This window comes from Massilia sp. CCM 8734 (assembly GCF_011682155.1).
GTDB lineage: Bacteria > Pseudomonadota > Gammaproteobacteria > Burkholderiales > Burkholderiaceae_D > Telluria_A > Telluria_A rubra.
Genome location: NZ_WHJI01000028.1, coordinates 78,661 through 104,120 on the forward strand (window position 1 = coordinate 78,661; position 25,460 = coordinate 104,120).

Annotated in this window: 27 protein-coding genes and 1 pseudogene; 22 read left to right on the forward strand and 6 right to left on the reverse strand. The window is 62.6% G+C overall.

All coding sequences use genetic code 11. The features are described 5' to 3' along the window. Positions 1–107: 107 nt before the first annotated feature. The 8 genes and pseudogenes from F2P46_RS23210 to F2P46_RS37900 all read left to right on the forward strand — a co-directional run bounded on the left by F2P46_RS23210 (position 108) and on the right by F2P46_RS37900 (position 6,023). Complete coding sequence (locus tag F2P46_RS23210) at positions 108–674, forward strand: DUF2889 domain-containing protein (protein ID WP_166894666.1); 567 nt, start codon at positions 108–110, stop codon at positions 672–674. Between the two features lie 72 nt (positions 675–746). After that, positions 747–1,919, forward strand: coding sequence for an ADP-forming succinate--CoA ligase subunit beta (sucC, locus tag F2P46_RS23215; RefSeq protein WP_166894615.1), 1,173 nt, complete (start codon positions 747–749; stop codon positions 1,917–1,919). Between the two features lie 25 nt (positions 1,920–1,944). Further along, complete coding sequence (gene sucD / locus F2P46_RS23220; RefSeq protein ID WP_166894617.1) at positions 1,945–2,826, forward strand: succinate--CoA ligase subunit alpha; 882 nt, start codon at positions 1,945–1,947, stop codon at positions 2,824–2,826. An 87-nt stretch (positions 2,827–2,913) separates the two neighbouring features. Next, complete coding sequence (locus F2P46_RS23225; RefSeq protein ID WP_166894618.1) at positions 2,914–3,507, forward strand: FHA domain-containing protein; 594 nt, start codon at positions 2,914–2,916, stop codon at positions 3,505–3,507. Between the two features lie 216 nt (positions 3,508–3,723). Next, positions 3,724–4,167, forward strand: a complete 444-nt coding sequence (locus tag F2P46_RS23230; RefSeq protein ID WP_166894620.1) for a pilin — start codon at positions 3,724–3,726, stop codon at positions 4,165–4,167. A gap of 505 nt (positions 4,168–4,672) precedes the next feature. Further along, a pseudogene (locus F2P46_RS37890) lies at positions 4,673–4,807 on the forward strand (prepilin-type N-terminal cleavage/methylation domain-containing protein); the annotation flags it as partial. Next, the gene (locus tag F2P46_RS23235) at positions 4,793–5,134 is read left to right on the forward strand and encodes a pilin (protein ID WP_368737947.1); all 342 of its coding nucleotides are present in this window, start codon (positions 4,793–4,795) and stop codon (positions 5,132–5,134) included. The pseudogene F2P46_RS37890 and the gene F2P46_RS23235, both read left to right, overlap by 15 nt. A 445-nt stretch (positions 5,135–5,579) precedes the next feature. Further along, the gene (locus F2P46_RS37900; protein WP_166894622.1) at positions 5,580–6,023 is read left to right on the forward strand and encodes a pilin; all 444 of its coding nucleotides are present in this window, start codon (positions 5,580–5,582) and stop codon (positions 6,021–6,023) included. Positions 6,024–6,264: 241 nt separating this feature from the next. On the opposite strand, the gene moaC is transcribed toward F2P46_RS37900, so the two are convergent. Further along, complete coding sequence (moaC, locus tag F2P46_RS23245; RefSeq protein ID WP_166894624.1) at positions 6,265–6,765, reverse strand: cyclic pyranopterin monophosphate synthase MoaC; 501 nt, start codon at positions 6,763–6,765, stop codon at positions 6,265–6,267. Positions 6,766–6,937: 172 nt separating this feature from the next. Between moaC and F2P46_RS23250 the strand changes: the two genes are divergently transcribed. Then, on the forward strand, positions 6,938–8,443 hold the full coding sequence (locus F2P46_RS23250) for a M48 family metalloprotease (RefSeq protein WP_229509425.1): 1,506 nt from the start codon (positions 6,938–6,940) through the stop codon (positions 8,441–8,443). A 103-nt stretch (positions 8,444–8,546) separates the two neighbouring features. On the opposite strand, the gene F2P46_RS23255 is transcribed toward F2P46_RS23250, so the two are convergent. The 5 genes from F2P46_RS23255 to F2P46_RS23275 all read right to left on the reverse strand — a co-directional run bounded on the left by F2P46_RS23255 (position 8,547) and on the right by F2P46_RS23275 (position 11,946). Then, on the reverse strand, positions 8,547–9,572 hold the full coding sequence (locus F2P46_RS23255) for an Rpn family recombination-promoting nuclease/putative transposase (RefSeq protein WP_166894626.1): 1,026 nt from the start codon (positions 9,570–9,572) through the stop codon (positions 8,547–8,549). Positions 9,573–9,637: 65 nt separating this feature from the next. Beyond that, positions 9,638–10,264, reverse strand: a complete 627-nt coding sequence (locus F2P46_RS23260) for a DUF2946 family protein (RefSeq protein ID WP_166894628.1) — start codon at positions 10,262–10,264, stop codon at positions 9,638–9,640. After that, positions 10,257–11,270 (reverse strand): YheT family hydrolase, encoded by a 1,014-nt coding sequence (locus tag F2P46_RS23265; RefSeq protein ID WP_166894671.1) that lies wholly within the window; start codon positions 11,268–11,270, stop codon positions 10,257–10,259. The genes F2P46_RS23260 and F2P46_RS23265 overlap by 8 nt, the downstream gene beginning before the upstream one ends. A gap of 22 nt (positions 11,271–11,292) precedes the next feature. Beyond that, the gene (locus tag F2P46_RS23270; RefSeq protein ID WP_166894630.1) at positions 11,293–11,718 is read right to left on the reverse strand and encodes a nuclear transport factor 2 family protein; all 426 of its coding nucleotides are present in this window, start codon (positions 11,716–11,718) and stop codon (positions 11,293–11,295) included. A gap of 33 nt (positions 11,719–11,751) precedes the next feature. Then, entirely contained in the window at positions 11,752–11,946 is a 195-nt protein-coding gene (locus F2P46_RS23275) for a zinc-finger domain-containing protein (RefSeq protein WP_099874977.1), read from the reverse strand. Between the two features lie 211 nt (positions 11,947–12,157). On the opposite strand from F2P46_RS23275, the gene F2P46_RS23280 reads away from it, so the two are divergent. The 13 genes from F2P46_RS23280 (at position 12,158) to F2P46_RS23340 (ending at position 25,170) form a co-directional block, all read left to right on the forward strand. Continuing rightward, positions 12,158–12,934 carry an AzlC family ABC transporter permease gene (locus tag F2P46_RS23280; protein WP_166894632.1) on the forward strand — a complete coding sequence of 259 codons (777 nt, stop codon included), beginning with the start codon at positions 12,158–12,160 and terminating at the stop codon, positions 12,932–12,934. Continuing rightward, complete coding sequence (locus F2P46_RS23285) at positions 12,927–13,256, forward strand: AzlD domain-containing protein (RefSeq protein WP_166894634.1); 330 nt, start codon at positions 12,927–12,929, stop codon at positions 13,254–13,256. The genes F2P46_RS23280 and F2P46_RS23285 overlap by 8 nt, the downstream gene beginning before the upstream one ends. Before the next feature lie 62 nt (positions 13,257–13,318). After that, positions 13,319–14,524 carry a phosphoglycerate kinase gene (locus F2P46_RS23290; protein ID WP_166894637.1) on the forward strand — a complete coding sequence of 402 codons (1,206 nt, stop codon included), beginning with the start codon at positions 13,319–13,321 and terminating at the stop codon, positions 14,522–14,524. A 48-nt stretch (positions 14,525–14,572) separates the two neighbouring features. After that, positions 14,573–16,021: a pyruvate kinase gene (pyk, locus tag F2P46_RS23295; RefSeq protein WP_166894639.1), complete on the forward strand. Its 1,449-nt coding sequence runs from the start codon at positions 14,573–14,575 to the stop codon at positions 16,019–16,021. A gap of 170 nt (positions 16,022–16,191) precedes the next feature. Next, on the forward strand, positions 16,192–17,256 hold the full coding sequence (gene fba / locus F2P46_RS23300) for a class II fructose-bisphosphate aldolase (RefSeq protein ID WP_166877905.1): 1,065 nt from the start codon (positions 16,192–16,194) through the stop codon (positions 17,254–17,256). A gap of 104 nt (positions 17,257–17,360) precedes the next feature. Further along, positions 17,361–17,720 (forward strand): GFA family protein, encoded by a 360-nt coding sequence (locus tag F2P46_RS23305; protein ID WP_166894641.1) that lies wholly within the window; start codon positions 17,361–17,363, stop codon positions 17,718–17,720. Positions 17,721–17,737: 17 nt separating this feature from the next. After that, positions 17,738–18,634, forward strand: coding sequence for a phosphoribosylaminoimidazolesuccinocarboxamide synthase (locus tag F2P46_RS23310; RefSeq protein WP_166894643.1), 897 nt, complete (start codon positions 17,738–17,740; stop codon positions 18,632–18,634). Positions 18,635–18,636: 2 nt separating this feature from the next. Next, a complete protein-coding gene (gene purE, locus F2P46_RS23315) occupies positions 18,637–19,137 on the forward strand; it encodes a 5-(carboxyamino)imidazole ribonucleotide mutase (RefSeq protein ID WP_166894645.1) in 501 nt (166 codons plus the stop codon). Beyond that, a complete protein-coding gene (locus F2P46_RS23320) occupies positions 19,134–20,315 on the forward strand; it encodes a 5-(carboxyamino)imidazole ribonucleotide synthase (RefSeq protein ID WP_166894647.1) in 1,182 nt (393 codons plus the stop codon). The genes purE and F2P46_RS23320 overlap by 4 nt, the downstream gene beginning before the upstream one ends. Further along, positions 20,312–21,343, forward strand: coding sequence for an L-threonylcarbamoyladenylate synthase (locus F2P46_RS23325; protein WP_166894649.1), 1,032 nt, complete (start codon positions 20,312–20,314; stop codon positions 21,341–21,343). Before F2P46_RS23320 ends, F2P46_RS23325 begins: the two co-directional genes overlap by 4 nt. A gap of 12 nt (positions 21,344–21,355) precedes the next feature. Beyond that, on the forward strand, positions 21,356–22,894 hold the full coding sequence (locus F2P46_RS23330; RefSeq protein ID WP_166894652.1) for a prolyl oligopeptidase family serine peptidase: 1,539 nt from the start codon (positions 21,356–21,358) through the stop codon (positions 22,892–22,894). A gap of 213 nt (positions 22,895–23,107) precedes the next feature. Next, positions 23,108–24,454: an SGNH/GDSL hydrolase family protein gene (locus F2P46_RS23335; RefSeq protein ID WP_166894654.1), complete on the forward strand. Its 1,347-nt coding sequence runs from the start codon at positions 23,108–23,110 to the stop codon at positions 24,452–24,454. Positions 24,455–24,489: 35 nt separating this feature from the next. Next, positions 24,490–25,170, forward strand: coding sequence for an OmpW family outer membrane protein (locus tag F2P46_RS23340; protein WP_208296743.1), 681 nt, complete (start codon positions 24,490–24,492; stop codon positions 25,168–25,170). Positions 25,171–25,460: the final 290 nt, after the last annotated feature.

Sequence of the window (25,460 nt, forward strand, 5' to 3'; positions counted from 1 at the left end):
GCAGCGCCGCATGAGCGGTTGTTGCCGTAGAAGCTGCGGCAACGTGCACGATGTGCACACCGGCTGCAACTATTTACGCCGCATTTTCCGGCATTGGTCTTGTCTTCATGCCCCTGTCTTCACCCGTCCCTCGCGCCCTGCGGCATACGCGCGCCATCGAAGTCGCAGCGTACGCGCGCGATGATGGCCTGTGGGATCTCGACGCCCGTATCACCGACATCAAAGTACGCGACGTCACCTTGGCCTCGGGCGTCAGAAGCGGCGGCATGCCCCTGCACAACCTGCACCTGCGCATCACCATCAACCGCGAGCTGACCATTGTTGATGCCGAAGCCGCGTCCGATGCGGTTCCCTACCCGGGCTATTGCGATACCATAGCGCCGGCTTACAAAAAATTGATCGGTCTGTCCTTGATGAAGGGCTTTCGCCTTGGCATCAAAGAGCGGCTGTCCGGCGTGCTTGGCTGCACGCACCTGAGCGAACTGGCCCAGATCCTGCCGACGGCGGCGATCCAGGCTTATGCCAACGACGTGATCCAGACCCGCGACGGGCCGGGTCACGATCCCTTGCCGGAAAAGCCGTTCCAGATCGACAAATGCCATGCCCTGCGGGCCGAGGGTCCTGCCGTCGCGGTGTACTATCCGCGCTGGGTGGCGAAAGCTGTACCGGGTTAGCCTCGCTTTCCCGTTTTTTTCCGCATTTCAACCGTATTTCTACAAATCAGTATCAGAAGAAGGGAAGCCAGCATGAAAATCCATGAGTATCAAGGCAAAGAAATCCTCCGGCAGTATGGAGTGACGGTACCGCGCGGCATTCCGTGCTTGTCCGTGGAAGAGGCTGTAAAAGCAGCCGAGACGCTCGGCGGTCCGGTCTGGGTAGTCAAGGCACAGATCCATGCTGGCGGTCGCGGCAAGGGCGGCGGCGTGAAGGTCGCCAAGTCGCTGGAACAAGTCAAGGAATACGCAGAACAGATCCTGGGCATGCAGCTGATCACGCACCAGACCAGCCCGGAAGGCCAGAAAGTACGCCGCCTGCTGATCGAAGAAGGCGCGGACATCAAGAAAGAACTGTACGTGTCGATGGTCACCGACCGCGTCAGCCAGCGCGTGGTGCTGATGGCTTCCTCCGAAGGCGGCATGGACATCGAAGAAGTTGCCCATTCGAACCCGGAAAAAATCCACCAGATCGCGATCGACCCATCGGTCGGCCTGACCGACGCCGAAGCGGACCAGATTTCGGCCAAGATCGGCGTGCCGCCTGAATCGATCGCCGACGCGCGCGTTCAGCTGCAAGGCCTGTACAAAGCCTACTGGGAAACCGATGCTTCGCTGGCCGAAATCAACCCGCTGATACTGACCGGTTCCGGCAAGGTCATCGCGCTCGACGCCAAATTCAACTTCGACTCGAACGCCCTGTATCGCCAGCCGAACATCGTCGCTTACCGCGACCTGGACGAAGAAGACGCGGCCGAAGTCGAAGCTTCCAAGTTCGACCTGGCTTACATCTCGCTCGACGGCAACATCGGCTGCCTGGTCAACGGCGCCGGCCTGGCCATGGCCACCATGGACACCATCAAGCTGTTCGGCGGCGAGCCTGCCAACTTCCTCGACGTGGGCGGCGGCGCAACGGCTGAAAAAGTCACCGAAGCGTTCAAGATCATGTTGAAAAACCCAGGCCTGAAAGCCATCCTGGTCAACATTTTCGGCGGCATCATGCGTTGCGACGTGATCGCCGAAGGCGTGATCACCGCATCGAAAGCCGTTTCCCTGACCGTGCCGCTGGTTGTGCGCATGAAGGGCACCAACGAAGACATCGGCAAGAAGATGCTGGCCGACTCCGGCCTGCCGATCATCGCCGCCGATACGATGGAAGACGCAGCCAAGGCCGTGGTAGCGGCTGCTGCTGCTCATAAAGCCTAATCCGGCCTAATTCGAAGGAACAAACATGTCGATTCTGATCAATAAAGATACAAAAGTAGTCACCCAGGGGATTACCGGCAAGACCGGTCAATTCCACACCCGCATGTGCCGCGATTACGCGAATGGCAAGGAATGCTTCGTTGCCGGCGTGAACCCGAAGAAGGCCGGCGAAGATTTCGAAGGCATTCCTATTTTCGCTAACGTTGCTGAAGCGAAAAAAGAAACCGGCGCCAACGTGTCGGTGATCTACGTGCCGCCGGCAGGCGCGGCCGCCGCGATCTGGGAAGCCGTCGAAGCCGAACTCGACCTGGCAATCTGCATCACCGAAGGCATTCCTGTGCGCGACATGATGGCGCTCAAGGACCGCATGGCCAAGGCCGGCTCCAAGACCCTGCTGCTCGGTCCTAACTGCCCGGGCCTGATCACGCCAGACGAAATCAAGATCGGCATCATGCCGGGTCACATCCACCGCAAGGGCCGCATCGGCGTGGTCTCGCGTTCGGGCACCTTGACCTACGAAGCGGTTGGTCAGTTGACGGCGCTGGGCCTGGGCCAGTCGTCGGCAGTGGGCATCGGCGGCGACCCGATCAACGGTCTGAAGCACATCGACGTCATGAAGATGTTCAACGACGATCCGGATACCGACGCGGTTATCATGATCGGCGAAATCGGCGGTCCTGACGAAGGCAATGCGGCTTACTGGATCAAGGACAACATGAAAAAGCCGGTGGTGTGCTTCATCGCCGGCGTGACCGCGCCTCCGGGCAAGCGCATGGGCCATGCCGGTGCGTTGATTTCCGGTGGCGCCGACACCGCGCAAGCCAAGCTCGACATCATGGAAGCCTGCGGTATTAAAGCGACCAAAAACCCGTCGGAAATGGCGCGTTTGCTCAAAGCCATGCTGTAATTTGTAAGCAAGGGCAAAGGTAGTGAATAATGACGGGGAGCGCAAGCTCCCCGTTCTCGTTGGCGGGTCACCCACCGGAGGGCAAGAGTGGCGAAAATTATCATATCGCGCAATCAGGCGGTGATACGAGAGGTCGAGCTCGACAAGGACCGCATGACGCTCGGGCGCAAGCCCGACAACGACATCGTCCTGCCGCACCCGGCCATGAGCGGTTCCCACGCGGCGTTCAACTTCATCATGGACGATGTGTTCGTGGAAGACCTGGGCAGCACCAACGGCACCTATGTCAACGGCAAGCGGGTGGCCAAGCATATGCTGGAAGATCACGACACCATCGTCGTGGCGCGTTTTCAGCTCGAATTCATTGGCGGACCGCGGCGCGCAATGCCGGACGCGCTTGCCGATACGGGCAACCTGCTCGGGTCGATCGAGGTCAAGACTGGTCCCAACGCCGGCAAGCGGCTGGCCTTGACCAAGCCGCTGTCGACCTTGGGCAAGCCCGGCGTGCAGGTGGTGGCCATTACGCGCCAGAACGGCGCCTATTACCTGGCGCATGTGGATGGCAATGTGGCGCCGCTCATCAATGGAGTGTCTCCCGGCAAGACGCCACGCCGCCTTCAGCATGGCGACGCCATCGAGCTGGCCGGTGCCGATATGGTGTTTTCCTTGACGCCTGAATAGGAGACGCGAGCGCCGCTGACGCATCCCGAGGCGGCAGCATGGCAAAAATTGTCCGTAGAAAGTGACAATTTTTGTATTCCAGTCGCGGAAATTGGCGTTTTTTTGCCACTAAGATCCTTGAGCCGGCCCAAACTTCGCTAAAAACGCTGGCACGGCAATTGCAACTACTCCAGAATAATTTACTGTAGGCAATTATGTCTGCGCTGGGGGAATGAGATGACACCGACAAACACGCGCCACCGCATCCAGGCTGGTTTTACCTTGATCGAATTGATGATTGTTGTGGCAATTATCGGAATTTTGGCCAGCGTTGCGCTGCCGGCGTATCAAAATTATGTCTCGAAAGCACAGGCAATGACGGGCCTGGCGGAAATCAGCGCTGCCAAGGTCATCGTTGAGACCAAGGTTGCGGAAGGGATTGAGACGGTCATGACGGTTCCGGAAGACTTGGGCATGGCGTCCGCGACCAAGCGCTGCGCTATTACGATGTCGATCGCCCCCAACGGTGGAAGCAAGCTCGAATGCACATTGACGGGCAACAGCAATGTGGATGGTTCTCTCATCACCCTCACGCGCAGCGAGGACAGTGGCGGGGTGGCCGGCACGTGGACCTGCACTTCCAACCTCCCTGCGACGATCAAACCGAAAGAATGCACCTGATGTGCCGTTAAGCAGCCGAGCCCCCTTGTTAAGGGGGCTTTTTGCATTCTGGTGATTGTCGATTGTCGATTGCTCAGTGCCCTCGCCGCGCCCGGCTGCCAAGCGGCTGCACTTGATGCCACCTTCTCTATATAGAGCTCGCGCGAGCTTGCCCGCCTATCCTGATCGGCCCATAAACTGCCGAGTCAGGATGACGAACAAGACTGCGGATTGCCTGCGCTCTGTCTTGCTACTTGATGATCTTCCCGGCAGAGGCGCCCGGCATGCGGTTTTTGTCACTGCGGAAGGCCATCGTCAGGTTTTGACGCAAAAAAGCGGCCAAAAAGGTCTGTGCTGACAAAAAACGGCACTTCGAGCTGGCAATCCCTGTCATCTAGGTGCCGAAAATTGGCAAAATTACATGCTTTGACGTCGATTGATGGGCGGAAGCGAGCTGGCACGGCGCTTGCATATACTCAAGTGCGGTTCACAAATTTCGAATTAATCACAACTAGGAGTAGTAAAAATGAAATCGATGAAAATGATGAAAAAAGCCCAAGCCGGTTTTACCCTGATCGAACTGATGATCGTTGTGGCAATTATCGGTATCTTGGCTGCTGTTGCACTGCCAGCTTACCAGGACTACGTGTCGAAGTCGCAAGTCGTTGCTGGCTTGGCTGAAATCACCCCAGGTAAAGTTCAAGCAGAAACGAAATTGGCTGAAGGTACCTTGACCGCCGTCGTTACCGACTTCGGCTTAACCACCCCTACCAAGCGTTGCGCTATTACCGCTAAGACCGAAGCCTTGGGCGTGTCGGTAATCGCCTGCACCCTGAAAGGTAACTCCCTGATCGACGGCAAGCACATCACTTGGACGCGTGCCGCCGACGTTTCTGGCGTCAGCGGCGCATGGACCTGCTCGACCAACGTTCCTGTCAAGCTGCAACCTAAAGAGTGCGCAACCGCCGCACCAGCACCAGCACCTTAAGTTGGTATAGGCAAGTCCTCAGTCCGGATACGCCTTAAAAAGCCCCGCAGCGTGCAGCGCTGCGGGGCTTTTGGTTTTTTGTCCGGCGTGAGCGCGGCCTGGCCGATCCGGCACGGCACCGATAGAAAAAATTTCCGCGTCATCGGCGGAATCGGTCGATGCCGCCAGCACGTGTAGTGCTACATTAGCATCAGTGAAGCGTTTGAGGGCTGGTCTCGATGCTGATTGATACGCGGCCACGCAGCGATTGGGCCGGATCCGATATCCGCCCAGGATGGGCAAAATTGCTTGGGCGCGCCATGGCATGATCTGGCACAAGGAAAAGCAGACTACCTAAATAACCAGCTGAACCTTCAGTAGAGGATGGGGTCGAACTTGCGTGGTCATCAGGTTTTCGCAAGTCTTCACTCTTTTCTCTACAAACAGCAATAACTTTGGAGGTCTTATGACATCAACAGGAAAGTGCGGCCGGTCGCCGCAATGCGGCTTTACGCTCGTTGAATTGATGATCGTGGTCGCGATCATTGGCATTCTGGCGGCGCTGGCGCTGCCCGCCTATCAGGATTATGTGGCAAAGGCGAAGGTCGGCTCGGCAATCGGGGAGTCGGCCGCCGGCAAGACCGGTATCGACGTCGAGCTCGTACTGAAACCTAGCTTACCTGCCGCCGAGATATTTTCGGCAACGCGACTGCCAGCTTCAACATCCAACTGTGTCTATACTGCCACTGATGCGGCCGTTGGCGTTACCACGCTGATATGTACAATCGTAGGGGGGCCGGCCAGCGTTGATGGAAAGAAAATCACTTGGGCGCGCGATACCAACGGAGGCTGGCTATGCTCGACAGAAGTCCTGAAAAAACACGCGGGGGTGGCGTGTACCGGGGTATAAGCTTTCTTTCGTGCGGTTCCGCTGCGCGGCATGTCAACTGTACGGCGCGTTCACTCACCATGGTACCGGCCACATGCCGCGATGGGTGAGGAAGGGAGAATCGGGCTGCAAATGCATGGGCTCACATCCCCGCCGCCGCGAATACGCCAGCCCGTCCCGATACCCTGCACGCCACACGCGCCTGTTGCAGTGCCAGGAGAACCGGCTTTTCTTCATGCAAAGCGGTTTGCGGTTGGCGTGATTACGTTTCCAGGGCGGCGTGCCAGTCGCCCGATTTCCCCCCCTGCTTCTCCAGCACCCGCACATTGGTCATCACCATGCCGCGGTCTACCGCCTTGCACATGTCATAAATGGTCAGCAGGCCGACCTGGACCGCAGTGAGCGCTTCCATTTCGACCCCAGTCTTGCCGACCGTTTCGACCTGGGCGCGGCAGTGCACGCTGTTGGCCGCCTGGTCGACCTCGAAATCGACGGCGACCCGGGTAATCGCCAGCGGATGGCACAGCGGCACCAGCTCGCTGGTTTTTTTCGCCCCCATGATGGCGGCGATGCGCGCAATGCCGAGCACATCGCCCTTTTTGGCGCTGCCCGACAGCACCAGCGCCATGGTGGCCGGCTGCATGCGGATGGTGCCGGCGGCCACCGCGATGCGGTGCGTGTCGCTCTTGCCTGCAACGTCGACCATATGGGCCTGGCCGGTGGCGTCGAAATGGGTAAGCTGGTCGTTTTGTGAGGTCGTCATCGGTTCAAGGGGGAAGTAGGACTGTTCAGGTTATCGCTAATGCGAGCCCGCTGCTTTGCGGCGCACTTGCGGTTATCATAGCACCGTGAAATCCAAAACCGCTCCAGCCAACCCGCGCCCGCCGCGCCGCTCGTCCGCGCGCACGCTGCTTTCCATCGCCCTGGCGACGACGCTGGGCGCCCTGGCGCCGTCAGCTCCCGCCCAGAACAATCTCAATGCCACCAGCCTGCCGACCCTGGGCGACACCGCGCGCGAAGACCTCTCGCCGGTGCTCGAACGCCGGCTCGGCGAAGAAATCATGCGCGACATTAGGCGCGACCACGATTTCCTCGACGACGATCCGATCCTGGAATACCTCAACGAATTCGGCAGCGGCCTGGTGGCGTCGTATCCTGGCGCGCGCGGCGAGACCAACGCCGATTATTACTTTTTCGCGGTGCGCGATCCGATGCTCAACGCTTTCGCGCTGCCCGGCGGCTTCATTGCCGTGCACTCGGCGCTGCTGCTGGCCGCCCAGAGCGAATCCGAACTGGCGTCGGTCATGTCGCACGAAATCGGTCACGTGGCGCAGCGCCATATCGCGCGCATGCTGGGCCAGCAAAAGCAGGATGCGTTGATTCCGCTGGCGGCCATGATTTTGGCCGCGCTCGCGTCGAAGGGCGGCTCGGACGCCGCCATCGGCGTATTCATGGGCGGGCAGGGCTTGCAGATCCAGCGCCAGCTCAATTTCAGCCGCGATGCCGAACGCGAGGCCGACCGTATCGGCTTCCAGATCATGGGCGCCGGCGGCTACGATACCTCCGGCATGGTGGCGTTTTTCGGGCGCATGCAGGCGGCCAGCCGCGTCTACAGCGACCTGATGCCGGCCTATCTGCGCAGCCATCCGCTGACCTCGGAGCGCATTTCCGACATCCAGGCGCGCATCCGCGAGACCCCCTACCGCCAGCGCGTCGACAGCCTGGAATTCCACCTGGTGCGCGCGCGTGCCCGCGTGCTGCAGGACGAAAGCACGCAGGGACGGGTGGATGCGGCCGCGTTTTTCGATGCGCAACTGACCCAGCAAAGCCGCCAGCAGCAGGCCGGCGCCCAGTACGGACTGGCCTTCCTGGCGCTCAAAAGAGGCGAACTGGCCAAGGCCCAGACCTGGTTTGAAAAGGCGCGCGGCACCATGCGTCCGACCGAGGGCGCGGTGTTTTCGACCGGGCAAGCCAGTTCCGACGGCGCCGCCATGTTTGCCAGCATGGCGCTGGAAATCAAGCTGGCGGCCGGCCAGCCGGCGTCGCTCAAGCAACTGGCGCTCAAGGAGGCCGAGCAGGCGCATCTGCGCTATCCACTGTCGCGCGGCATTGCGCGCCAGTACGCCGACGCCATGATTGTCAACGGCAAGCTCGATGAGGCCGCGCGTTTCCTGCGTGACCAAGCCCAGTTGTACCGCGAAGAACCGAAGTTGCACGAGTTGCTGGCCAAGACCTACGCTGCGCAGGGTAAGATTGCCTTGCAACACCTGGCGTTGGCCGAATCGTACGCGCTCAGCGGTGGCATGCTGGCCGCGCTCGACCAGTTGACCATTGCGCGCAAGGCCAGCGATGCCTCGTTCTACGACATGGCCGTGATCGACGCGCGCGAACGCGAATTGCAGGCGCGCCGGCGCGAAGAGATGAAAGAAGCGAAGAAGTAGCAGGGCGAGGCGGTCGAGCCCTCATGCGCTGCGGCCATGCCGAGCGCCGCCGCACACGGCACCCTGCGCAGCCGTCATCGCTGCCTTTTGCACAGAGGGGAGGTCAGCCGGACGTGCCTTCGACGGTCCCCGCATCCTCGTCAAATACCGCAAACAAGTTTGGCGCAGTAAGGCTGCGCTCGCACCACTGTTCAAGCTGCGCTTGCGAGGCTTGGCCAATACGCTCTGCAGCCGGCACCGGAAGGTTGCCGAAGCGCCCGTGCAACAGGCTCCCCAGTATCCTGCGTAGCGCGATTGCTTGCCCTTCCTCAATGCCTTGCGCGCAGCCCTTTTGAAAGCCGATGTGCTGCATCTGCTCGCCCCAGGTTAACGTTGACAGGTCCAGGTCCAGATCCAGATCCAGATCCATGTTGGCCTCCTCTGCACTATCCAGGTTAAATAATTGCGTACCGTTCGCTTTGCGCCCCAGTAGCGCTTTCCACCATGCCCAGACCGAGGTCCGCAGGCTGGTCAGGGGCGTTGTCCTGAACCAGGTCTTCAGCGCCGGCACATGCGTCGTTAAGACATCGGGGAACAGCGAAAGTTCAATCCGGAACAGCAGCGCCAGCAAATCGTCATTGGCATCGAGCGCGGCCCGGTCCAGGCGCCGCTGGTCGATCAGCGCGTAGCGCTGCGATGGCTGCAAGGCCGCCAGCTCGGCGGGCGGCGCCGTCAGCAACTCGGCCAGATCCATGGGCGCTCTCCAGGGCGGCGCGCCGTTGTAGAACACTAGTGGCAGCACTGGCGGCAACAGCAATTCTGGTGACAATGCATGGCGTTTGACCAGGTCCTGGCACAGCAAGCCCACGTAAGTCTGCATGCGCAACGCCATGCAGCGGTCCACGCCCGACTGGAATTCGAGTAGGATGACCACGTCCATCACCTGCTCGCCGAGCTGAACGCGCCAGACTACGTCGCCCTGGCGTGCCGACGGCCGCTCGCTCACGTAGTCCGCATTGACCCGTTCGAAGGCCGAGAGGGCGACCCCGTCAAGCAGCTTGACGGGAGTAAAGCCGGTGATCAGTTCACGCACCATTTCCGGATGGGCGAACAGCGCGCGGTATCCAAGGTCGTGTTGTTGGGTAGGCATGGGGCATTGTAGCGAGCCAAACTGCCCAAGCTTTGCGCTGCGTCAGTCGTGCGCCGGGTGCGCCGTCAATCTGCCGGGACGGAATTCGTGCCGGCCGCGCCGCTCGATAGCGCCGGCATCCTGACAAAGCGCATACGCGTCGCCACTTCCTCGCGCGCGATGCGTTCGACCGGCGCCGCGTGGCCCTTGTAGCGCAGCGTCAGCTGGCCGGCGCCGCCATCGAGCCAGCCCATCAGCGCATCATCCGAAGCAAGCGCGCCGTCGATGTCCAGCGTCGCCATCAACTGCGCCACGTCGCGGTCGTCGACCTGCGCGATCTTGCCGGCGGCTTCAATAATCAGCTCGCCCTTGTCGGTCATCCACGCGCGCGCGATCGACGCCACCGGTTCGCCCGTGTGCAGCACCAGCCCATGCGCCGGATCGGTGCGCGCAATGAACGGCGTCGCTTCCAGGTTGACGAACACGCGCTGCGGCCCGTTCTGGAAATACCAGCAACCGCGCTCATCAAACAGGTAGTTGCGATTGATAAAACCCAGCAGCGCCACCTGCACCACCTTGTCGCCCGCCAAGTTCAGATGCTGCGCGCGCTCGTCGCGCATGCGCCAGTTGCCGCGCGCGTCGAGCGCCAGCCAGCCGTAGCAATGCGGCACGTCCGGCCATTTGGCCATCGCTTTTTTTACAATATCATCCATGGGCCGCAGCTTCGCATAGTTCATCCCCGTCTGGCGCGCGCGTCGCATAGTGCATCGCCTCGCGTTTCGCTGCGGCGGCGTCGAAAAAGCCCAGGATGCGGCGCGGCAGCCAGTCCAGCCGTCCCGGCGGATTGCCGACCGCAAAGCCGACATGCCCGCCCTGCGCCGGATACTCCAGGGTCACCGCGCGCGCGGCGCTGGACGGCAGATACTTCCCCGGCAAGAACGGATCGTTGCGCGCATTGAGCACCAGGGTCGGCACGGTGATGTCGCCCAGCACATGCCTGGCGCTGGCCCGGTTCCAGTAATCGTCAGTATCGCGGTAGCCGTGCAGCGGTGCGGTCACCACGTTATCAAAAGCGTACAGGTCGCGCGCGCCCAGCAGCGCGTCGCGCTCGAACAAGCCCGGAAACTGTTCCAGCTTGGCCAGGCACTTGGGCTTGAGGGTCTTGAGAAACATGCGCGTATAGACCATGTTGATGCCAGACGAGAGCGCCTCGCCGCCGCGCGCCAGGTCGAGCGGGGCCGACACCGCCACCGCCGCATCGACGATCTCGGCCTGGTGCTGCGACTCGCCCAGCCAGCGCAGCAGCGCGTTGCCGCCGAGCGAGACGCCGGCCGCGTACAGCTTGCCTTGCGTGCGTGCGCGCAAACGCCGCACGATCCAGTCGACCTCGTTCGCGTCGCCCGAATGATAAAAACGCGGCGCCCGGTTCGGTTCGCCCGAGCAGCCCCGAAAATGCGGCACCGCGCCCGACCAGCCGCGCGCGGCCACGGCCGCCATCAGGGCGCGCGCATAGTGGCTGGCGGACGAACCTTCCAGCCCGTGAAACAGCACCACCAGCGGCTGGCCTGGCTCCCCATCGACGAAATCGACGTCAACGAAGTCGCCGTCCTGCGTTTCCCAGCGCTCGCGCCTGAACGCCACCGCCGGCTTGGCGATGGCCACGGCCGGCACCATGGTTTGCAGGTGCCCGCCGGGCAGCCACAGCGGCGCTGTATACATACTCAAAGTGGGCAAGGTCAGATCAGTGCAGGCTGGAAGTCGGATGCTCGTGCGCCGGCACTACGCCGGGCGCGACCGACACATGGTGCAGCACGATGCGCCAGCCCTGCGGCGTCTTGATGTAGACATTGGTGGCGATCAGGTGCGCCGGTTCGCCGCCGCTCGAGGTCACGCCTTCGATGACGGTATGCACCGAACTCATCAAATTATGGGTCTCGTGCAGCTGCGACGGCCGGATCTGCAAGCCGCCGCGCTCGAGGATCGCTTCCCACGAAGCCTGGATCGCCGCATGCCCGTGCAGGCGCGGCCCGCCCGGGTGGATGCAGACGATTTCCTCGTCGTCGGCCCACAGCTGCATCAGCGTGTCGATGTCGGCGCGGTTGAGCGCTTCGTAGAAGGCGGCTTCGACCTCGGTCGCGCTACCATTGAGTTGTTTTCCTCGTTTCATGCGGCCTCGGCGACGTGGGGGAAGGGGGGATTTCTAGTGGTGCGCCATCACCGTACCCGGCTTCAGGCGGTATTCGGTGCCGCAGTACGGACACTTGGCCAGGCCGTCATGGCCGAAGTCGAGGAAGACGCGCGGATGGGACGACCACAGCGTCATCGCCGGATTCGGGCAATGGGCCGGCAAGTCTTTGTCGCCGAGTTCTACCGCTGGCGTTTTCGTGGCGTTCATGGATTCTCCGTCAGGCATGCAAAACCTCGATTTTAGCGGATTCGGGCAATTAGCCGAAATGATCGGTAAAATAGTCTCACGACTTTACGGCCGCGTTCGCTTCTTTCCCTATGAAAACAGGCATTCCGGCGCCCACACTGATTGCGCTTCATGCCAGACCGCACTGTTTCATTTGTACCACCGCCGCATCCATGTGTGGCAAGAAAACCACATGAATGACGTGATTCCGCCCCCGGCCGCGCTGCGTCCTCCCGATGAAGATCAGGCCATCTGGCGCGAAGCGTTCAAGACCGGCCTGCCGACCCTGTTCGGCATCGGCGCCTGGGGCCTGGTGGTGGGCATTGCGATGGTCAAGAGCGGCCTGACCGTGCCGCAAGCGCTGGGCATGACCCTGATCGTCTTCGGCGGCTCGGCCCAGCTCGCCTCGCTCCCGCTGATCGTGGCCGACGCGCCGATCTGGGTGGTGTTCGCCACCGCGCTGGTGGTCAATTTACGTTTTGTCATCTTTTCCGCCTTGCTGGCCCCGCACTTTGCCCATTTGCCATGGCAAAAGCGCTTTTTGCTTGGCTACACGGCGGGCGACCTGACCGTGGCCCTGTTCCTGCAACGCTTTCCGAGCGAAGAACCGGCCCTTGGCAAGGTGTCTTACCTGAAAGGCTTGCTGTATCCGAACTGGGTTTCCTGGCAAGTCGGCTCGATCGCCGGCGTGTTCCTCGGCAGCGCCGTGCCGACCGAGTGGGGCCTGGGATTTGCCGGCACCCTGGCGATCCTGTGCATCATGATTCCCCTGACAGTCAATCGGGCCGCCCTGTGCGGCGTGCTGGTGGCCGGCGCCACCGCCGTGCTGGCCTACGAATTGCCGTACAAGCTGGGCTTGCTCGCTGCCGTGCTGCTCGGCATGCTGGCGGCCATGACGGTCCAGGCGTTGAATGAACAGCGCGAAAAACGCGAAAAGCGCCTCGCCGGCCGGGGAGAGCCGCGTGTCTGACGTCGAGATCTGGATCACCATCATCGCGCTGGCCTTTGCCACCGCCGCCACGCGCAGCTCGTTCTGGCTGATCGGCCACCACATCACCATCCCCAAAAAAGTCCAGGAAATGCTGCGCTTCGCCCCGGCCTGCGCGCTGGCCGCCATCATCGCGCCCGACTTGGTGCTGGGCAACACTGGCCAGTTGCAACTGGGCCTGGATAACTTCAAACTGATCGCCGGCATTGCCGCCACGGGCTATTACCTGCTGAGAAGAAATATGCTTGAAACCATCATTTTCGGCATGCTGTTCTTTACGGTTCTGCGGATCTGTTTACAGTAGGGTTTTCGGGCTGGGCTTGCGGTAAAATAGCGTTCTTTCATCATTTGACTCGTGGATCGCCAATGCACGCTGTTCTGAACTTCACCCGTTTGCAAGACTTGATCGACCAACACGCCCTGCAAGGCAAGCGCGTCTTCATCCGCGCCGACCTCAACGTGCCGCAGGATGACGCCGGCAACATCACCGAAGACACCCGCATCCGCGCCTCGGTGCCGGCGATCGCCGCCGCCATCAAGGCTGGCGCCGCCGTCATGGTCACCTCGCACCTGGGCCGTCCGACCGAAGGCGAATTCAAGCCGGAAGACAGCCTGGCGCCAGTCGCCGCGCGCCTGTCCGAACTGCTCGGCCAGCCGGTTGAACTCAAGCAAAACTGGGTCGATGGGGTCGAGCTTGCACCGGGCCAGGTCGTGCTGCTGGAAAATTGCCGCGTCAACAAGGGTGAAAAGAAGAATGCCGACGAGCTGGCCCAAAAGATGGCCAAGCTGTGCGATATCTACGTCAACGACGCCTTCGGCACCGCCCACCGCGCCGAAGCGACCACCCACGGCCTCGCCAAATTCGCGCCGGTCGTCTGCGCCGGTCCGCTGCTGGCCGCCGAACTCGATGCGCTGGGCAAGGCGCTGGGCGCGCCCAACCGTCCGCTGCTGGCCATCGTGGCCGGCTCCAAGGTCTCGTCCAAGCTGTCGATCCTCAAAGCCCTGGCCGACAAGGTCGACAACCTGATCGTCGGCGGCGGCATCGCCAACACCTTCATGAAAGCCGTCGGCCTGAACATCGGCAAGTCGCTGGTCGAAGCCGACCTGGTCACGGAAGCGAAAGCCATCATCGACATGATGGCCGCGCGCGGCGCCCAGGTGCCGATCCCGGTCGATGTCGTGTGCGCCAAGGAATTCTCGCCAACGGCGGCGGCCACCGTCAAGGACGTCGCCGACGTGCAGGACGACGACATGATCCTCGACATCGGCCCGAAAACGGCGGCCATGCTGGCCGCGCAGATCGCCAAGGCCGGCACCATCGTCTGGAACGGCCCGGTCGGCGTATTCGAATTCGACCAGTTCGGCGAAGGCACCAAGACCCTCGCGCTGGCGATTGCCGATTCGAACGCGTTTTCCATCGCCGGCGGCGGCGACACCCTGGCCGCGATTGCAAAATACGCGATCAGCGATAAAATTGGCTATATCTCCACGGGCGGTGGCGCCTTCCTCGAATTTCTCGAAGGGAAAACCCTGCCGGCAGTCGAAATCCTGTTACAACGCAGTTCCCAGTAAGCCCACAGCGCAGCCTTCCCGGCTGCGCTTTCACTTCAAGGACTCTCTATGTTTCGTGGTACCAAGATCGTCGCAACGATTGGCCCGGCTTCGACCGATTTCGATATTCTCGTTCGCATGATTGAAGCGGGTGTCGATGTGGTCCGGCTGAATTTTTCGCATGGCAAGGCGCAGGATCACATCGACCGCGCCAACCTGGTGCGGCGCGCCGCCGCCCAATGCGGGCGCGAAGTGGCGATCATGGCGGACATGCAGGGTCCCAAGATTCGTGTAGGTAAATTTGAGCAGGGCAAGATTATCCTGGAAACGGGCGACAAGTTCATCCTCGACGCCAAGTGGGGCGAGAACGGCGAACTGGGCAACCAGGAACGCGTCGGCCTCGACTACAAAGCCTTGCCGCGCGACGTACGCACCGGCGACAAGCTCTTGCTCAACGATGGCCTGATCGTGCTGGTGGTCGAGCGCATCCTGGCGCACGAGATTTTCACCGTGGTCAAGGTCGGCGGCGAGCTGTCCAACAACAAGGGCATCAACCGCCAGGGCGGCGGCCTGACCGCGCCAGCCCTGACCGCCAAGGACATGGAAGACATCAAGACGGCCATGAGTTTCCAGGCCGACTATCTGGCCATTTCCTTCCCGAAAAGCGCGACCGACATGGAAATGGCGCGCCAGCTGGCCAATATCGCCGGCGAGCCCTACCACCATAAACCGATGATGATCGCCAAGATCGAGCGCGCCGAAGCAATTCCTGTGCTGCAAGAAATCCTGGACGCATCCGATGGCATCATGGTCGCCCGTGGCGACCTGGCCGTGGAAGTGGGCAACGCCGCCGTGCCGGCCCTGCAAAAACGCATGATCCGCATGGCGCGCGCCTCCAACAAGCTGGCCATTACCGCGACCCAGATGATGGAGTCGATGATCGTCAACGCCGTGCCGACCCGCGCCGAAGTGTCGGACGTCGCCAACGCCGTGCTGGACGGCACCGACGCCGTGATGACCTCGGCCGAAACCGCGTCCGGCCGCTACCCGATCGAAACGGTCGAAATGATGGCCGCGATCTGCCTGGAAGCGGAGCAGTCCGAATACAACAAGCTCGACGCCGACTTCCTGAACGTCACCTTTACCCGCATCGACCAGTCGATCGCCTATGGCGCCCTGTTTACCGCGCATCATTTGCGCGTAAAAGCCATCGTGGCGCTGACCGAGTCCGGTTCGACCGCGTTGTGGATGAGCCGTCACAGCATCGACACGCCGATCTACGCGCTTACGCCGAGCACCACCACGCACCGCAAGGCCGCGCTGTACCGCAATGTGCGCGCCTACAACCTGATGCAGGAAGGCGACAGCACGGCGGTGCTCAAGCAAGCCGAGGATTTGATGGTCGCCAAGGGAATCGTCAAAAAGGGTGACATGATCGTTGTCACCTGGGGCGAACCGATGGGGCAGGTCGGCGGCACCAACGCACTGAAGATCGTGCGCGTTGGCGAATTTAGTTAATGTAATCTGTGTAACCTGGCCGCGTCCTTCGGTGGCGCGGCATGCAGCGATTTTTGCGGCCTCGGCTGAATCACAGCCTGTCGCCGCCGCCGTCCACACGCGTTGCGCGCTACCCGCGCGGTCTGCGCTCCCGTGGCGGCACCCCGCTTTCTATTGTTTGGAGTATTACCATGTCCCTCGTATCCATGCGTCAACTGCTGGACCATGCCGCCGAAAACGGTTATGGCCTGCCTGCGTTTAACGTCAACAACCTCGAACAGGTGCAGGCCATCATGGCTGCCGCCGACGCGGTCGGCTCCCCGGTCATCATGCAAGCGTCCGCAGGCGCGCGCAAGTATGCCGGCGAAGCGTTTTTGCGCCACCTGATCGACGCCGCTGTCGAAGCCTACCCGCACATTCCGGTCGTCATGCACCAGGATCACGGCCAGTCGCCGGCGGTCTGCATGACCGCGATCCGCTCCGGTTTCACCTCGGTGATGATGGACGGCTCGCTCGAAGCGGACGGCAAGAGCGTCGCTTCCTACGAGTACAACGTCGATGTCTCGCGTGAAGTGGTCAAGTTCGCGCACTCGATCGGCGTGACCGTCGAAGCCGAACTGGGCGTGCTCGGTTCGCTCGAGACCATGAAGGGCGACAAGGAAGACGGCCACGGCGCCGACGGCTTGATGACCCGCGAACAGCTGCTCACCGACGTGGCCCAGGCCGCCGACTTCGTGCAGCGCACCCAGTGCGACGCACTGGCCATCGCCATCGGCACCTCGCACGGCGCCTACAAGTTCACGCGCAAGCCGACCGGCGACATCCTCGCCATCGACCGCATCAAGGAAATCCACGCGCGCATCCCGAACACCCATCTGGTAATGCACGGTTCCTCGTCGGTGCCGCAGGAATTGCTGGCGATCATCCGCGAATTCGGCGGCGACATGAAAGAAACCTACGGCGTGCCGATTGAAGAAATCCAGGAAGGCATCCGTCACGGCGTTCGCAAGATCAACATCGACACCGACATCCGCCTGGCCATGACCGCCGCCGTGCGCAAGTACATGTTCGAGAACCCATCCAAGTTCGACCCGCGCGACTTCCTGAAACCTGCCCGTGAAGCGGCGACCGAGATTTGCAAGGCGCGCTTCCTGTCGTTCGGCTGCGAAGGCCAGGCCGCCAAGATCAAGGTCATGACCATGGACCAGATGGCCGAGCGTTACAAAAAAGGCGAACTGGCACAGATCGTGAAGTAAACAAGTAAACTGTAGGCTGAACAAACGTACCACCCGCACGCGCCTTTTGGGCGCGTGTGTTTTTTGTCCTGTCATTATTGCTGTTTTTTTGACCATCTTTCATCATGTACACAGGCAGCTGCCTCTGCGGCGCGGTCCGCTACGAAATCCACGGCGACGTTGACTACGCCAGCATCTGCTGGTGCACCATGTGCCAGAAGCAGCACGGCGCCGCCAACGGCCCGTACGTCAATGTGGCATCAAGCGACCTGCGCATCGTCGCCGGGCCTGAGGCGATCACGCGCTACGCGTCCTCGCCTGGCGTTGAACGCGCGTTCTGCGGCGTGTGCGGATCGAACCTGACCTGGCAGATGGCGGAGCACAGCGACCGTATCGCCGTCACCCTCGGCACCTTCGACACGCCCTACGAAGGCCGGGTGACGCATGAATTGCACACCGATAGCAAGCCGGGCTGGCTGCCCTAACCACCTCAAGGATTCACATGTCTGGCGTTCTCGAAACAAACCTGAAGTCCCTGCCTTTCCTGCACCGTGGGAAAGTACGCGACATTTACGCCGTCGGCGACGACAAATTGCTGGTCATCCAGACCGACCGCCTGTCCGCCTTCGACGTCATTTTGAATGAGCCGATCCCCGAAAAGGGCAAGATCCTGACGGCCATGTCCAATTTCTGGTTCGCCAAGTACAAGGACCTGATGCCTAACCACGACACCGGCATCGACCCGGTCTCGCTGGTCTCGCTTGACGAACGCGCTCAGGTCGACGGGCGCGCCATCGTGGTGAAAAAAATGACCCCGCTCGGCATCGAAGCGATTGTGCGCGGTTACCTGATCGGTTCCGGCTGGAAGGATTACCAGAAGACCGGCAAGGTCTGCGGCATCGACCTGCCGGCCGGCCTGCAGGAAGCGCAAAAATTGCCGACCGTGCTGTTCACGCCATCGACCAAGGCCCCGGCCGGCGCCCATGACGAAAACATTTCCTTCGACGAAGCCCAGAAGATCGTCGGCGCCGACATCGCCACCCAGGTGCGCGACTACGCGATCAAGCTCTACACCGCCGCCGCCGAATACGCGGCCACGCGCGGCATCATCATCGCCGACACCAAGTTCGAATTCGGCCTGGACGAGCACGGCACCGTGCACCTGATCGATGAAATCCTCACGCCGGACTCGTCGCGCTTCTGGCCGATGTCGAGCTACCAGGTCGGCATGTCGCCGCCGTCGTACGACAAGCAGTTCGTGCGCGACTACCTGGAAACCCTGACCGACTGGAACAAGGCCGCACCGGCCCCGGCCGTACCAAGCGAGGTGATCGCCAACACCCGCGCCAAATACGTCGAAGCGCTCGAGCGCCTGACCGGCGAAACGCTGAAGGCTTGATGATGAGCAATACTGAAAACAAGCCCCTGGTCGGCATCGTCATGGGTTCCTCGTCGGACTGGGAAGTCATGCAGCACGCCGTCAACATGCTCAAGGACTTCGGCGTACCGTTCGAAGCCCAGGTCGTCTCGGCCCACCGCATGCCCGATGAGATGTTCTCGTATGCCGAGAGCGCCCGCGCGCGCGGCCTGCGCGCTATCATCGCCGGCGCCGGCGGCGCCGCCCACTTGCCCGGCATGATCGCGGCCAAGACCATCGTGCCGGTGCTCGGCGTGCCGGTGCCGTCGCGCTATCTGTCGGGCAAGGATTCCTTGCTGTCCATCGTGCAGATGCCAAAAGGCATTCCAGTGGCCACCTTCGCCATCGGTGAAGCGGGCGCGGCCAACGCGGCGCTGGCCGCCGTTGCCATGCTGGCCTGCACCGATGACGCCCTGGCTGCGCAACTGGAACAATTCCGCGCGCGCCAGACGGCCGCCGCCAAGGCATCGGTATTGCCGGTATGACGCAACCGCATTCTCCCTTCCTGCCGCCGGCCCGGCTCGGCGTCATGGGCGGCGGCCAGCTTGGCCGCATGTTCGTGCACGCCGCCCAGGCCATGGGTTTCAAGGTGGCCGTGCTGGAAGCGGCGCCCGACAGTCCCGCCGGCCACGCCGCCGACAGCCTGATCGCGGCCGATTACAGCGACGCCCAGGCGCTGGCCCGGCTGGGCCAGTCCTGCGTGGCCGTGACCACCGAATTCGAAAACGTGCCGGCCGACAGCCTGCGCCTGCTGGCTACGCACGCCTTTGTCGCCCCCGGCGCCGATTGCGTCGCGATTGCCCAGGACCGGATCGCCGAAAAGCGTTTCCTGGCTGGCTGCGCGGCCCGTTCCGGCGTGCCGCCGGCGCCGCACAAGACCATCGCCGCGCTGGACGATATCGACAGCATCGACGACTTGCTGCTGCCAGGTATCCTGAAAACGGTGCGCATGGGCTACGACGGCAAGGGCCAGGCCGTGGTCCGCACCCGTGACGATGTGCGCGCGGCATTCAATGGCATGGGCGGCGTGACTTGCCTGCTCGAAAAAATGCTGCCGCTGGCCTACGAAGTGTCGGTCCTGACCGCGCGCGGCGCCGATGGCGAGTCGGTGGTCTACCCGATCGCCGAAAACGTGCACCGCGACGGCATCTTGTTCACCACCACCGTGCCCGGCCCGAATGTGTCGGCCGGCAGCGCCGCCAGGGCGCAGCAGGCCGCCAAGGTCATCGTCGACGAACTCGCCTACGTCGGCGTGCTGTGCATCGAATTTTTCGTGCTCACCGACGGTTCGCTGGTGGTCAACGAAATGGCGCCGCGTCCGCACAACAGCGGTCACTACACGATGGACGCCTGCGTCACCAGCCAGTTCGCGCAACAGGTGCGCGCCATGGCGCGCCTGCCGCTGGGCGAGGTGCGCCAGCACTCGCCGGCCGTGATGCTCAACCTGCTTGGTGACATCTGGTTCGCTGACGGTTCGGACACGCCGCTTGAGCCGGCATGGGCCGAGCTGCTGGCGCTGCCCGGCGCCTGCCTGCACCTGTACGGCAAGGAAGATGCGCGGCGCGGCCGCAAGATGGGCCATGTGACCTTCATCGCGCCGACCCTGGCGCAAGCGCAGAGCCAACTGGCCGCCGCCTGCGCCATTCTCGGCATCGCGGCATGAGCGACCTTGCGCTGGACCTGGCCGCCATCGACGCGGCCGCCCGCCTGCTCGAACAGGGCAAGCTGGTGGCCCTGCCGACCGAGACCGTCTACGGCCTCGGCGCCGACGCCGAGAACCCGGATGCGGTCGCCCGCATCTACCAGGCCAAGGGACGTCCGCAAGACCATCCGGTGATCGTGCATGTCGCGCCCGATGCCGACCTCGGCTACTGGGCGACGGACATCCCCGCCGAAGCCGGGCAACTGGCGGCCGCCTTCTGGCCCGGTCCCCTGACCATGATCCTCAAGCGCGCCGCCAACATTCCAGACGCGGTCTCGGGCGGGCAGGATACGGTCGGCCTGCGCTGCCCTTCGCACCCGGTCGCCATTGCGCTGTTGCAAGCGTTCAAGGGCGGCAGGGGAGGGGTGGCGGCGCCCTCGGCCAACAAGTTCGGCCATGTCAGCCCGACCACGGCCCGCCACGTCATCGACGAGTTCGGCGCCGACGGCACGGTTGACGCCGTGCTCGACGGTGGACAGAGCGCGGTCGGGATCGAGTCGACCATCGTCGACCTGTCGCGCCTGGCCACCCACGGCCCGGTGCTGCTGCGCCCCGGCCACATCAGCGCTGAAGCGATCGCGGCCGTCATCGACGCCATGCCGGCCGCGCTTGATGCGGCCGCGCCGCGCGCGTCCGGCACCCTGGAATCGCACTACGCGCCGCACACGCCGGTGGCCATGCAGGCCAGCGCGGAACTGGCCGATACCCTCGCACGATTGAAGAACGCGGGAAAGAAAGTAGCTTTGATACACTACTCGCACTTCCCGGATGTGTTCGCTGAGACTCAGTTACCCACAAGCCCGGAAGGTTTCGCACACGCACTGTATGCGGCGTTGCGTGCGATGGATACGGCCGGGGCCGACCTGATTCTGGTCGAAGCACCGCCGCAGGACGATGCCTGGCTGGGCGTAAACGACCGTTTGCGCCGCGCGGCGCATGGATCGACCGGCATCGTACACGGCCTGCTCAACCACGAACCCTTTTCCTGACGGACTAAAACCATGCGCCTCGCTTTCGCTGCTCTCCTCACCCTATCATTAACGGCTTGTGGAGGCAGCGACGACGCGCCCACCCCCACGCCGACCCCGACCCCGACGCCCACCCCGGTGCCGACGCCCACGCCCACGCCAGCCGCGCGCGGCAGCGTCATCGGCGGCGGCGCGGCCGTCATGCCGGTCAGCGCCAACGGCGCCAACGTCACCACCCTCGACCCGGCCGTGTTCGGCAAGCTGCTCGACTCGCTGCAGGTGGGCACCACCGCCATCACAGGCGAACTCAAGTGCGCTGTGACGACCTACAAGGTACGCTACAACACCGTCGGCGGCGCCAGCGAAGCGACCGACGCCAGCGCCGCCATCATGGTGCCGTCCGGCGCCGGCCCGGAATGCAGCGGAGCGCGCCCGGTGCTGCTGTACGCGCACGGCACCTCGGCTGAACGCAACTACGACATGTCGACCCTGGCCAACACCGAGTCGCGCCTGGTCGCCGCCATGTTCGCCGCGCGCGGGTTCATCGTGGTGGCCCCCAACTACGCCGGCTATGCCAGCTCCTCGCTGGCCTACCATCCCTACCTGGACGCCGCCCAGCAATCGAACGACATGATCGACGGCCTGCGCGCCGCGCGCAGCGTGTTCGGCGCCATCAAGACCGCCGACTCCGGCAAGCTGTTCCTGACCGGCTACTCGCAGGGCGGTTACGTGGCCGTGGCCACCCAGCGCGCCATGCAGGGCCTGGCCGGCGAATTCAAGGTCACCGCCGCGGCCGGCATGTCGGGTCCGTACGCGCTCGGCCAGTTCGGCGACGAGATGTTCAACGGCAAGCCAGGCAAGGGCGCCAGCGGCTTCCTGCCGGCGCTGATCAATGCCGGCCAGCGCGCGGGCGCCGGCGTGTACGCCGCCTCCAGCGATCTGTACGAAGCCCCGTTCGCGGCCGCCGTCGACCAATTCGCCAGCGGCGCCATCACGGTGGAAGCATTGCTGAAAACCCCGGGCTGGCCCGACAACGCCCTGTTCGCCAAGGAGTCGCAGCCGCAGGCGGACGGCTACGGCGACTATTTCGGCGCCGGCAACCTGTTCAAGACCAGCTATCGCAACGCCTACCTGGCCGACCTCAAAGCCCATCCATGCAACGTTACCGCCGGCGCGCCGTTGGCCTGCGCCCCCGAGCATCCGCTGCGCAAGCTGTTCGTCAAGAACGACCTGCGTACCTTCGCGCCGAGCGCGCCGCTGCTGCTGTGCGGCGGCCATGAAGACCGTACCGTCGCCTACAGCAACACGCGCGCCGCGGTCGATTATTTCCGCGCCGGCAGCGGCAGTGCGCTGGTCACCGAAGTCGACCTCGACGACACGCCGGGCAGCACCGATCCTTACCGCTCGGTCAAGACCAACTTCGCCACCGCCAAGCTGGCCGTCAAGCTCAACGCCATCAAGAGCGGCGACTCGGGCGACCGCGCCGTGGCCGACACCTACCACGCCGGCCTGGTGGCGCCGTTCTGCCTGAGCGCCGCGCGTGGTTTCTTCAACGCCGCGCTCGCGCCTTGAGGGTGACTTAACCCCGCCTTAAATGTCCACACGGTTGCCGGGAACGATTGATATAATCCGGCAACTTTTTTATAGCGTGATCTGTTGCGTTCAACTGACGTTTTGCCAATGTGTTTTCCTATACAAGTAGGGGGAAGACTGGCATATTAGTTGGGTAGGGAAAAGCACGGCCGTTCGTTTATAAAAACTATACAAATTTCACCAGGAGACACAATGCGTCACATCAATTTTGCGCTGACTTTGCTCACCGCAGCCGTCCTGACTGCCTGCGGCGGCAGCGAGACCGGCAATCAAGACCTCAAAACCAAATTCTCGTCCCAGGTCTCCTTCGGCGACAGCCTGGCGGACGTGGGTACCTACAACGTCGGCACGGTCAAGACACTGGGCGGCGGCAAGTTCACGATCAACGGCGACAACACCGCCAAAAACCCTGCCCTGAACGGCAAGAACTGGACCGAATACATGGCTGCCCAGTTCGGCCTGCCCGCACCGTGCCCGGCCCAGACCGGCCTGGATGGCGACGCCAGCAAAGGCTTCTCGGTACCCGTGGTCAACAACAACGCTTGCCTGGGCTATGCCCAGGGCGGCGCGCGCGTGACCAATCCTGTCGGACCCGGCAACAAACTGACCGGTTCGGCCATCGGCCAGCTGACCGTGCCGATCGCGAGCCAGGTCGCCAATCACCTGGCGCGCAACGGCGGCAAGTTCAAAGGCGATGAAGTGGTACTGATGATTGGCGGCGGCAACGATGCGCTGGCCATGATGGGCGAGTTGTCGGCCTACGCCACGGCGGAAGGCAACAAGTTTTTCGCCGGCAATTTGACCGCCCAGCTGGCCGCTGGCGCGACCAATCCGGCCACTGCCGCGCAAGCCATCGGCGGCGCCATCCTGGCCGAGTCGCAGCGCACCGGTTCGACCCAGGAAACCATCGTCGGCGCTGCCGTCCAGGCCGCCGCTACCCAGCCAGGCAACCAGATGGTCGGCCAGCAAGCCGTGTACGGCCCGATGGTCGCCAAGGCCCTGGCTGCCGCGAAAATCGAAGGCGCCAAGGCTGGCGCCGCGTACGTCACCGCCCAGGGACCGAAAATGATTGCCGCGATGGGCGTGGCGGGCGACGAAATGGCGGCACTGGCAAAAACCCAGGTGGTGGGCAAAGGCGCCAATTATGTCGTCGTCAACAACCTGCCGGACCTGGGCCATGCGCCTGCTTCGAAGAAGGAAGGCGTGCCGCAGGCGCTGGTAATCGCCATGGTCGACAAGTTCAACGCCCAGCTCAAGGCGGGCGTGGCCGGCGAAGCCAAGATCCTGTACGTCGATCTGTGGGCCATCAGCAACGACCAGATCACCAATCCGGCCCCGTACGGTCTGAGCGAAACCGGCAAAGCGGCGTGCGGCGACAATGCCCTCGGACACACCTCGCTGGCATGCAACGGCAGCAACACGATCGCTGGCGATGTCAGCCGCTACATGTTCGCCGACGACGTCCATCCGACTCCGTTCGAAAATTCGCTGATCGCGAAATACGTGGCCGAGCAGATGATCGTCAAGGGCTGGCTGTAAGCCGGACGCACACATAATAAGAACCTGGAGAAAAAATGAAATTACGTATGAGTAGTGTCGGCAAGGCTGTCGCCGCAGCGGCCGTGATGGCAGTCGCGTCGGGCGCATCGGCGCAGTCGGCCGGCCAGTGGACTGCCAAGGTCGGCGTCGCCGAAATCACGCCGAAGGTCAAGAGCGGCGACGTCAGCGCCCCCGCGCTGCCGGGCACCAAGGCCGAGATCGGTTCCGACACCAAGCCGATCTTTTCGTTCTCGTACAGCCTGACCGATAACGTCTCGGCCGAGCTCGACCTGGGCATGCCGTTCAAGCACACCCTGTATGGCGACGGCGCCATCAAGGGCACGGGCAAGCTGGGCACGGTCAAGGCACTGCCGCCGACCTTCCTGGTGCAGTACCGTTTCTTCAAGCCGGACGCGATGCTGCGTCCCTACATTGGCGCGGGCGTGACGTACGCGTATTTCGCCAAGGAGACCGGTTCCGGCCAGCTGACCGCGATCAGCGACATCGGCGGTCCTGCCACCACCTTCAAGGTCAAGAACAAGCTGGCCAGCAGCCTGCAGGCTGGCCTGGTGTACAACATCAACGACCGCTGGTTCGCGGACGTGGCGTACATCAAGAGCTTCCTGAAGACCAAGGTTGACTTCTCGTCCGGCCAGACGCAGGACATCACGCTCGACCCGCAGGTGATCAGTGTCGGGATCGGCTACAAGTTCTGATGTAGAGAACCATCCGCTTGAGCAAACATGCCGCCCTGGTGCAAGCCGGGCGGCATTTTTTATTGGTGCGCCCGGCAGGGCGCTGGTCTGGCGCTGAAAGTCCCTGGCTGAACGGCAAGGGTGTCGCCCTATGTAATCATCGACGAAGTTCCGGCCCGGCGCACTAGCCTGAATTTTGCATAAAAAAGGGCAAGAATGCCGTAAGTGATTGATAAAATGTGAGTTATCCCTAAAACACAATTTCAACACGAACGCACCTTGCCCGGCATGAATTCTACCTCAGAGCAGCT

Bases quoted from the DNA above. Each gene is read 5' to 3' on its own strand.
- F2P46_RS23210 (WP_166894666.1), top strand. From the start codon at position 108: ATGCCCCTGTCTTCACCCGTCCCTCGCGCCCTGCGGCATACGCGCGCC.
- sucC (WP_166894615.1), top strand. From the start codon at position 747: ATGAAAATCCATGAGTATCAAGGCAAAGAAATCCTCCGGCAGTATGGA.
- sucD (WP_166894617.1), top strand. From the start codon at position 1,945: ATGTCGATTCTGATCAATAAAGATACAAAAGTAGTCACCCAGGGGATT.
- F2P46_RS23230 (WP_166894620.1), top strand. From the start codon at position 3,724: ATGACACCGACAAACACGCGCCACCGCATCCAGGCTGGTTTTACCTTG.
- F2P46_RS37900 (WP_166894622.1), top strand. From the start codon at position 5,580: ATGACATCAACAGGAAAGTGCGGCCGGTCGCCGCAATGCGGCTTTACG.
- moaC (WP_166894624.1), bottom strand. From the start codon at position 6,765: ATGACGACCTCACAAAACGACCAGCTTACCCATTTCGACGCCACCGGC.
- F2P46_RS23255 (WP_166894626.1), bottom strand. From the start codon at position 9,572: ATGCCTACCCAACAACACGACCTTGGATACCGCGCGCTGTTCGCCCAT.
- F2P46_RS23260 (WP_166894628.1), bottom strand. From the start codon at position 10,264: ATGGATGATATTGTAAAAAAAGCGATGGCCAAATGGCCGGACGTGCCG.
- F2P46_RS23265 (WP_166894671.1), bottom strand. From the start codon at position 11,270: ATGTATACAGCGCCGCTGTGGCTGCCCGGCGGGCACCTGCAAACCATG.
- F2P46_RS23270 (WP_166894630.1), bottom strand. From the start codon at position 11,718: ATGAAACGAGGAAAACAACTCAATGGTAGCGCGACCGAGGTCGAAGCC.
- F2P46_RS23275 (WP_099874977.1), bottom strand. From the start codon at position 11,946: ATGAACGCCACGAAAACGCCAGCGGTAGAACTCGGCGACAAAGACTTG.
- F2P46_RS23280 (WP_166894632.1), top strand. From the start codon at position 12,158: ATGAATGACGTGATTCCGCCCCCGGCCGCGCTGCGTCCTCCCGATGAA.
- F2P46_RS23290 (WP_166894637.1), top strand. From the start codon at position 13,319: ATGCACGCTGTTCTGAACTTCACCCGTTTGCAAGACTTGATCGACCAA.
- pyk (WP_166894639.1), top strand. From the start codon at position 14,573: ATGTTTCGTGGTACCAAGATCGTCGCAACGATTGGCCCGGCTTCGACC.
- fba (WP_166877905.1), top strand. From the start codon at position 16,192: ATGTCCCTCGTATCCATGCGTCAACTGCTGGACCATGCCGCCGAAAAC.
- F2P46_RS23305 (WP_166894641.1), top strand. From the start codon at position 17,361: ATGTACACAGGCAGCTGCCTCTGCGGCGCGGTCCGCTACGAAATCCAC.
- F2P46_RS23310 (WP_166894643.1), top strand. From the start codon at position 17,738: ATGTCTGGCGTTCTCGAAACAAACCTGAAGTCCCTGCCTTTCCTGCAC.
- purE (WP_166894645.1), top strand. From the start codon at position 18,637: ATGAGCAATACTGAAAACAAGCCCCTGGTCGGCATCGTCATGGGTTCC.
- F2P46_RS23320 (WP_166894647.1), top strand. From the start codon at position 19,134: ATGACGCAACCGCATTCTCCCTTCCTGCCGCCGGCCCGGCTCGGCGTC.
- F2P46_RS23325 (WP_166894649.1), top strand. From the start codon at position 20,312: ATGAGCGACCTTGCGCTGGACCTGGCCGCCATCGACGCGGCCGCCCGC.
- F2P46_RS23330 (WP_166894652.1), top strand. From the start codon at position 21,356: ATGCGCCTCGCTTTCGCTGCTCTCCTCACCCTATCATTAACGGCTTGT.
- F2P46_RS23335 (WP_166894654.1), top strand. From the start codon at position 23,108: ATGCGTCACATCAATTTTGCGCTGACTTTGCTCACCGCAGCCGTCCTG.
- F2P46_RS23340 (WP_208296743.1), top strand. From the start codon at position 24,490: ATGAAATTACGTATGAGTAGTGTCGGCAAGGCTGTCGCCGCAGCGGCC.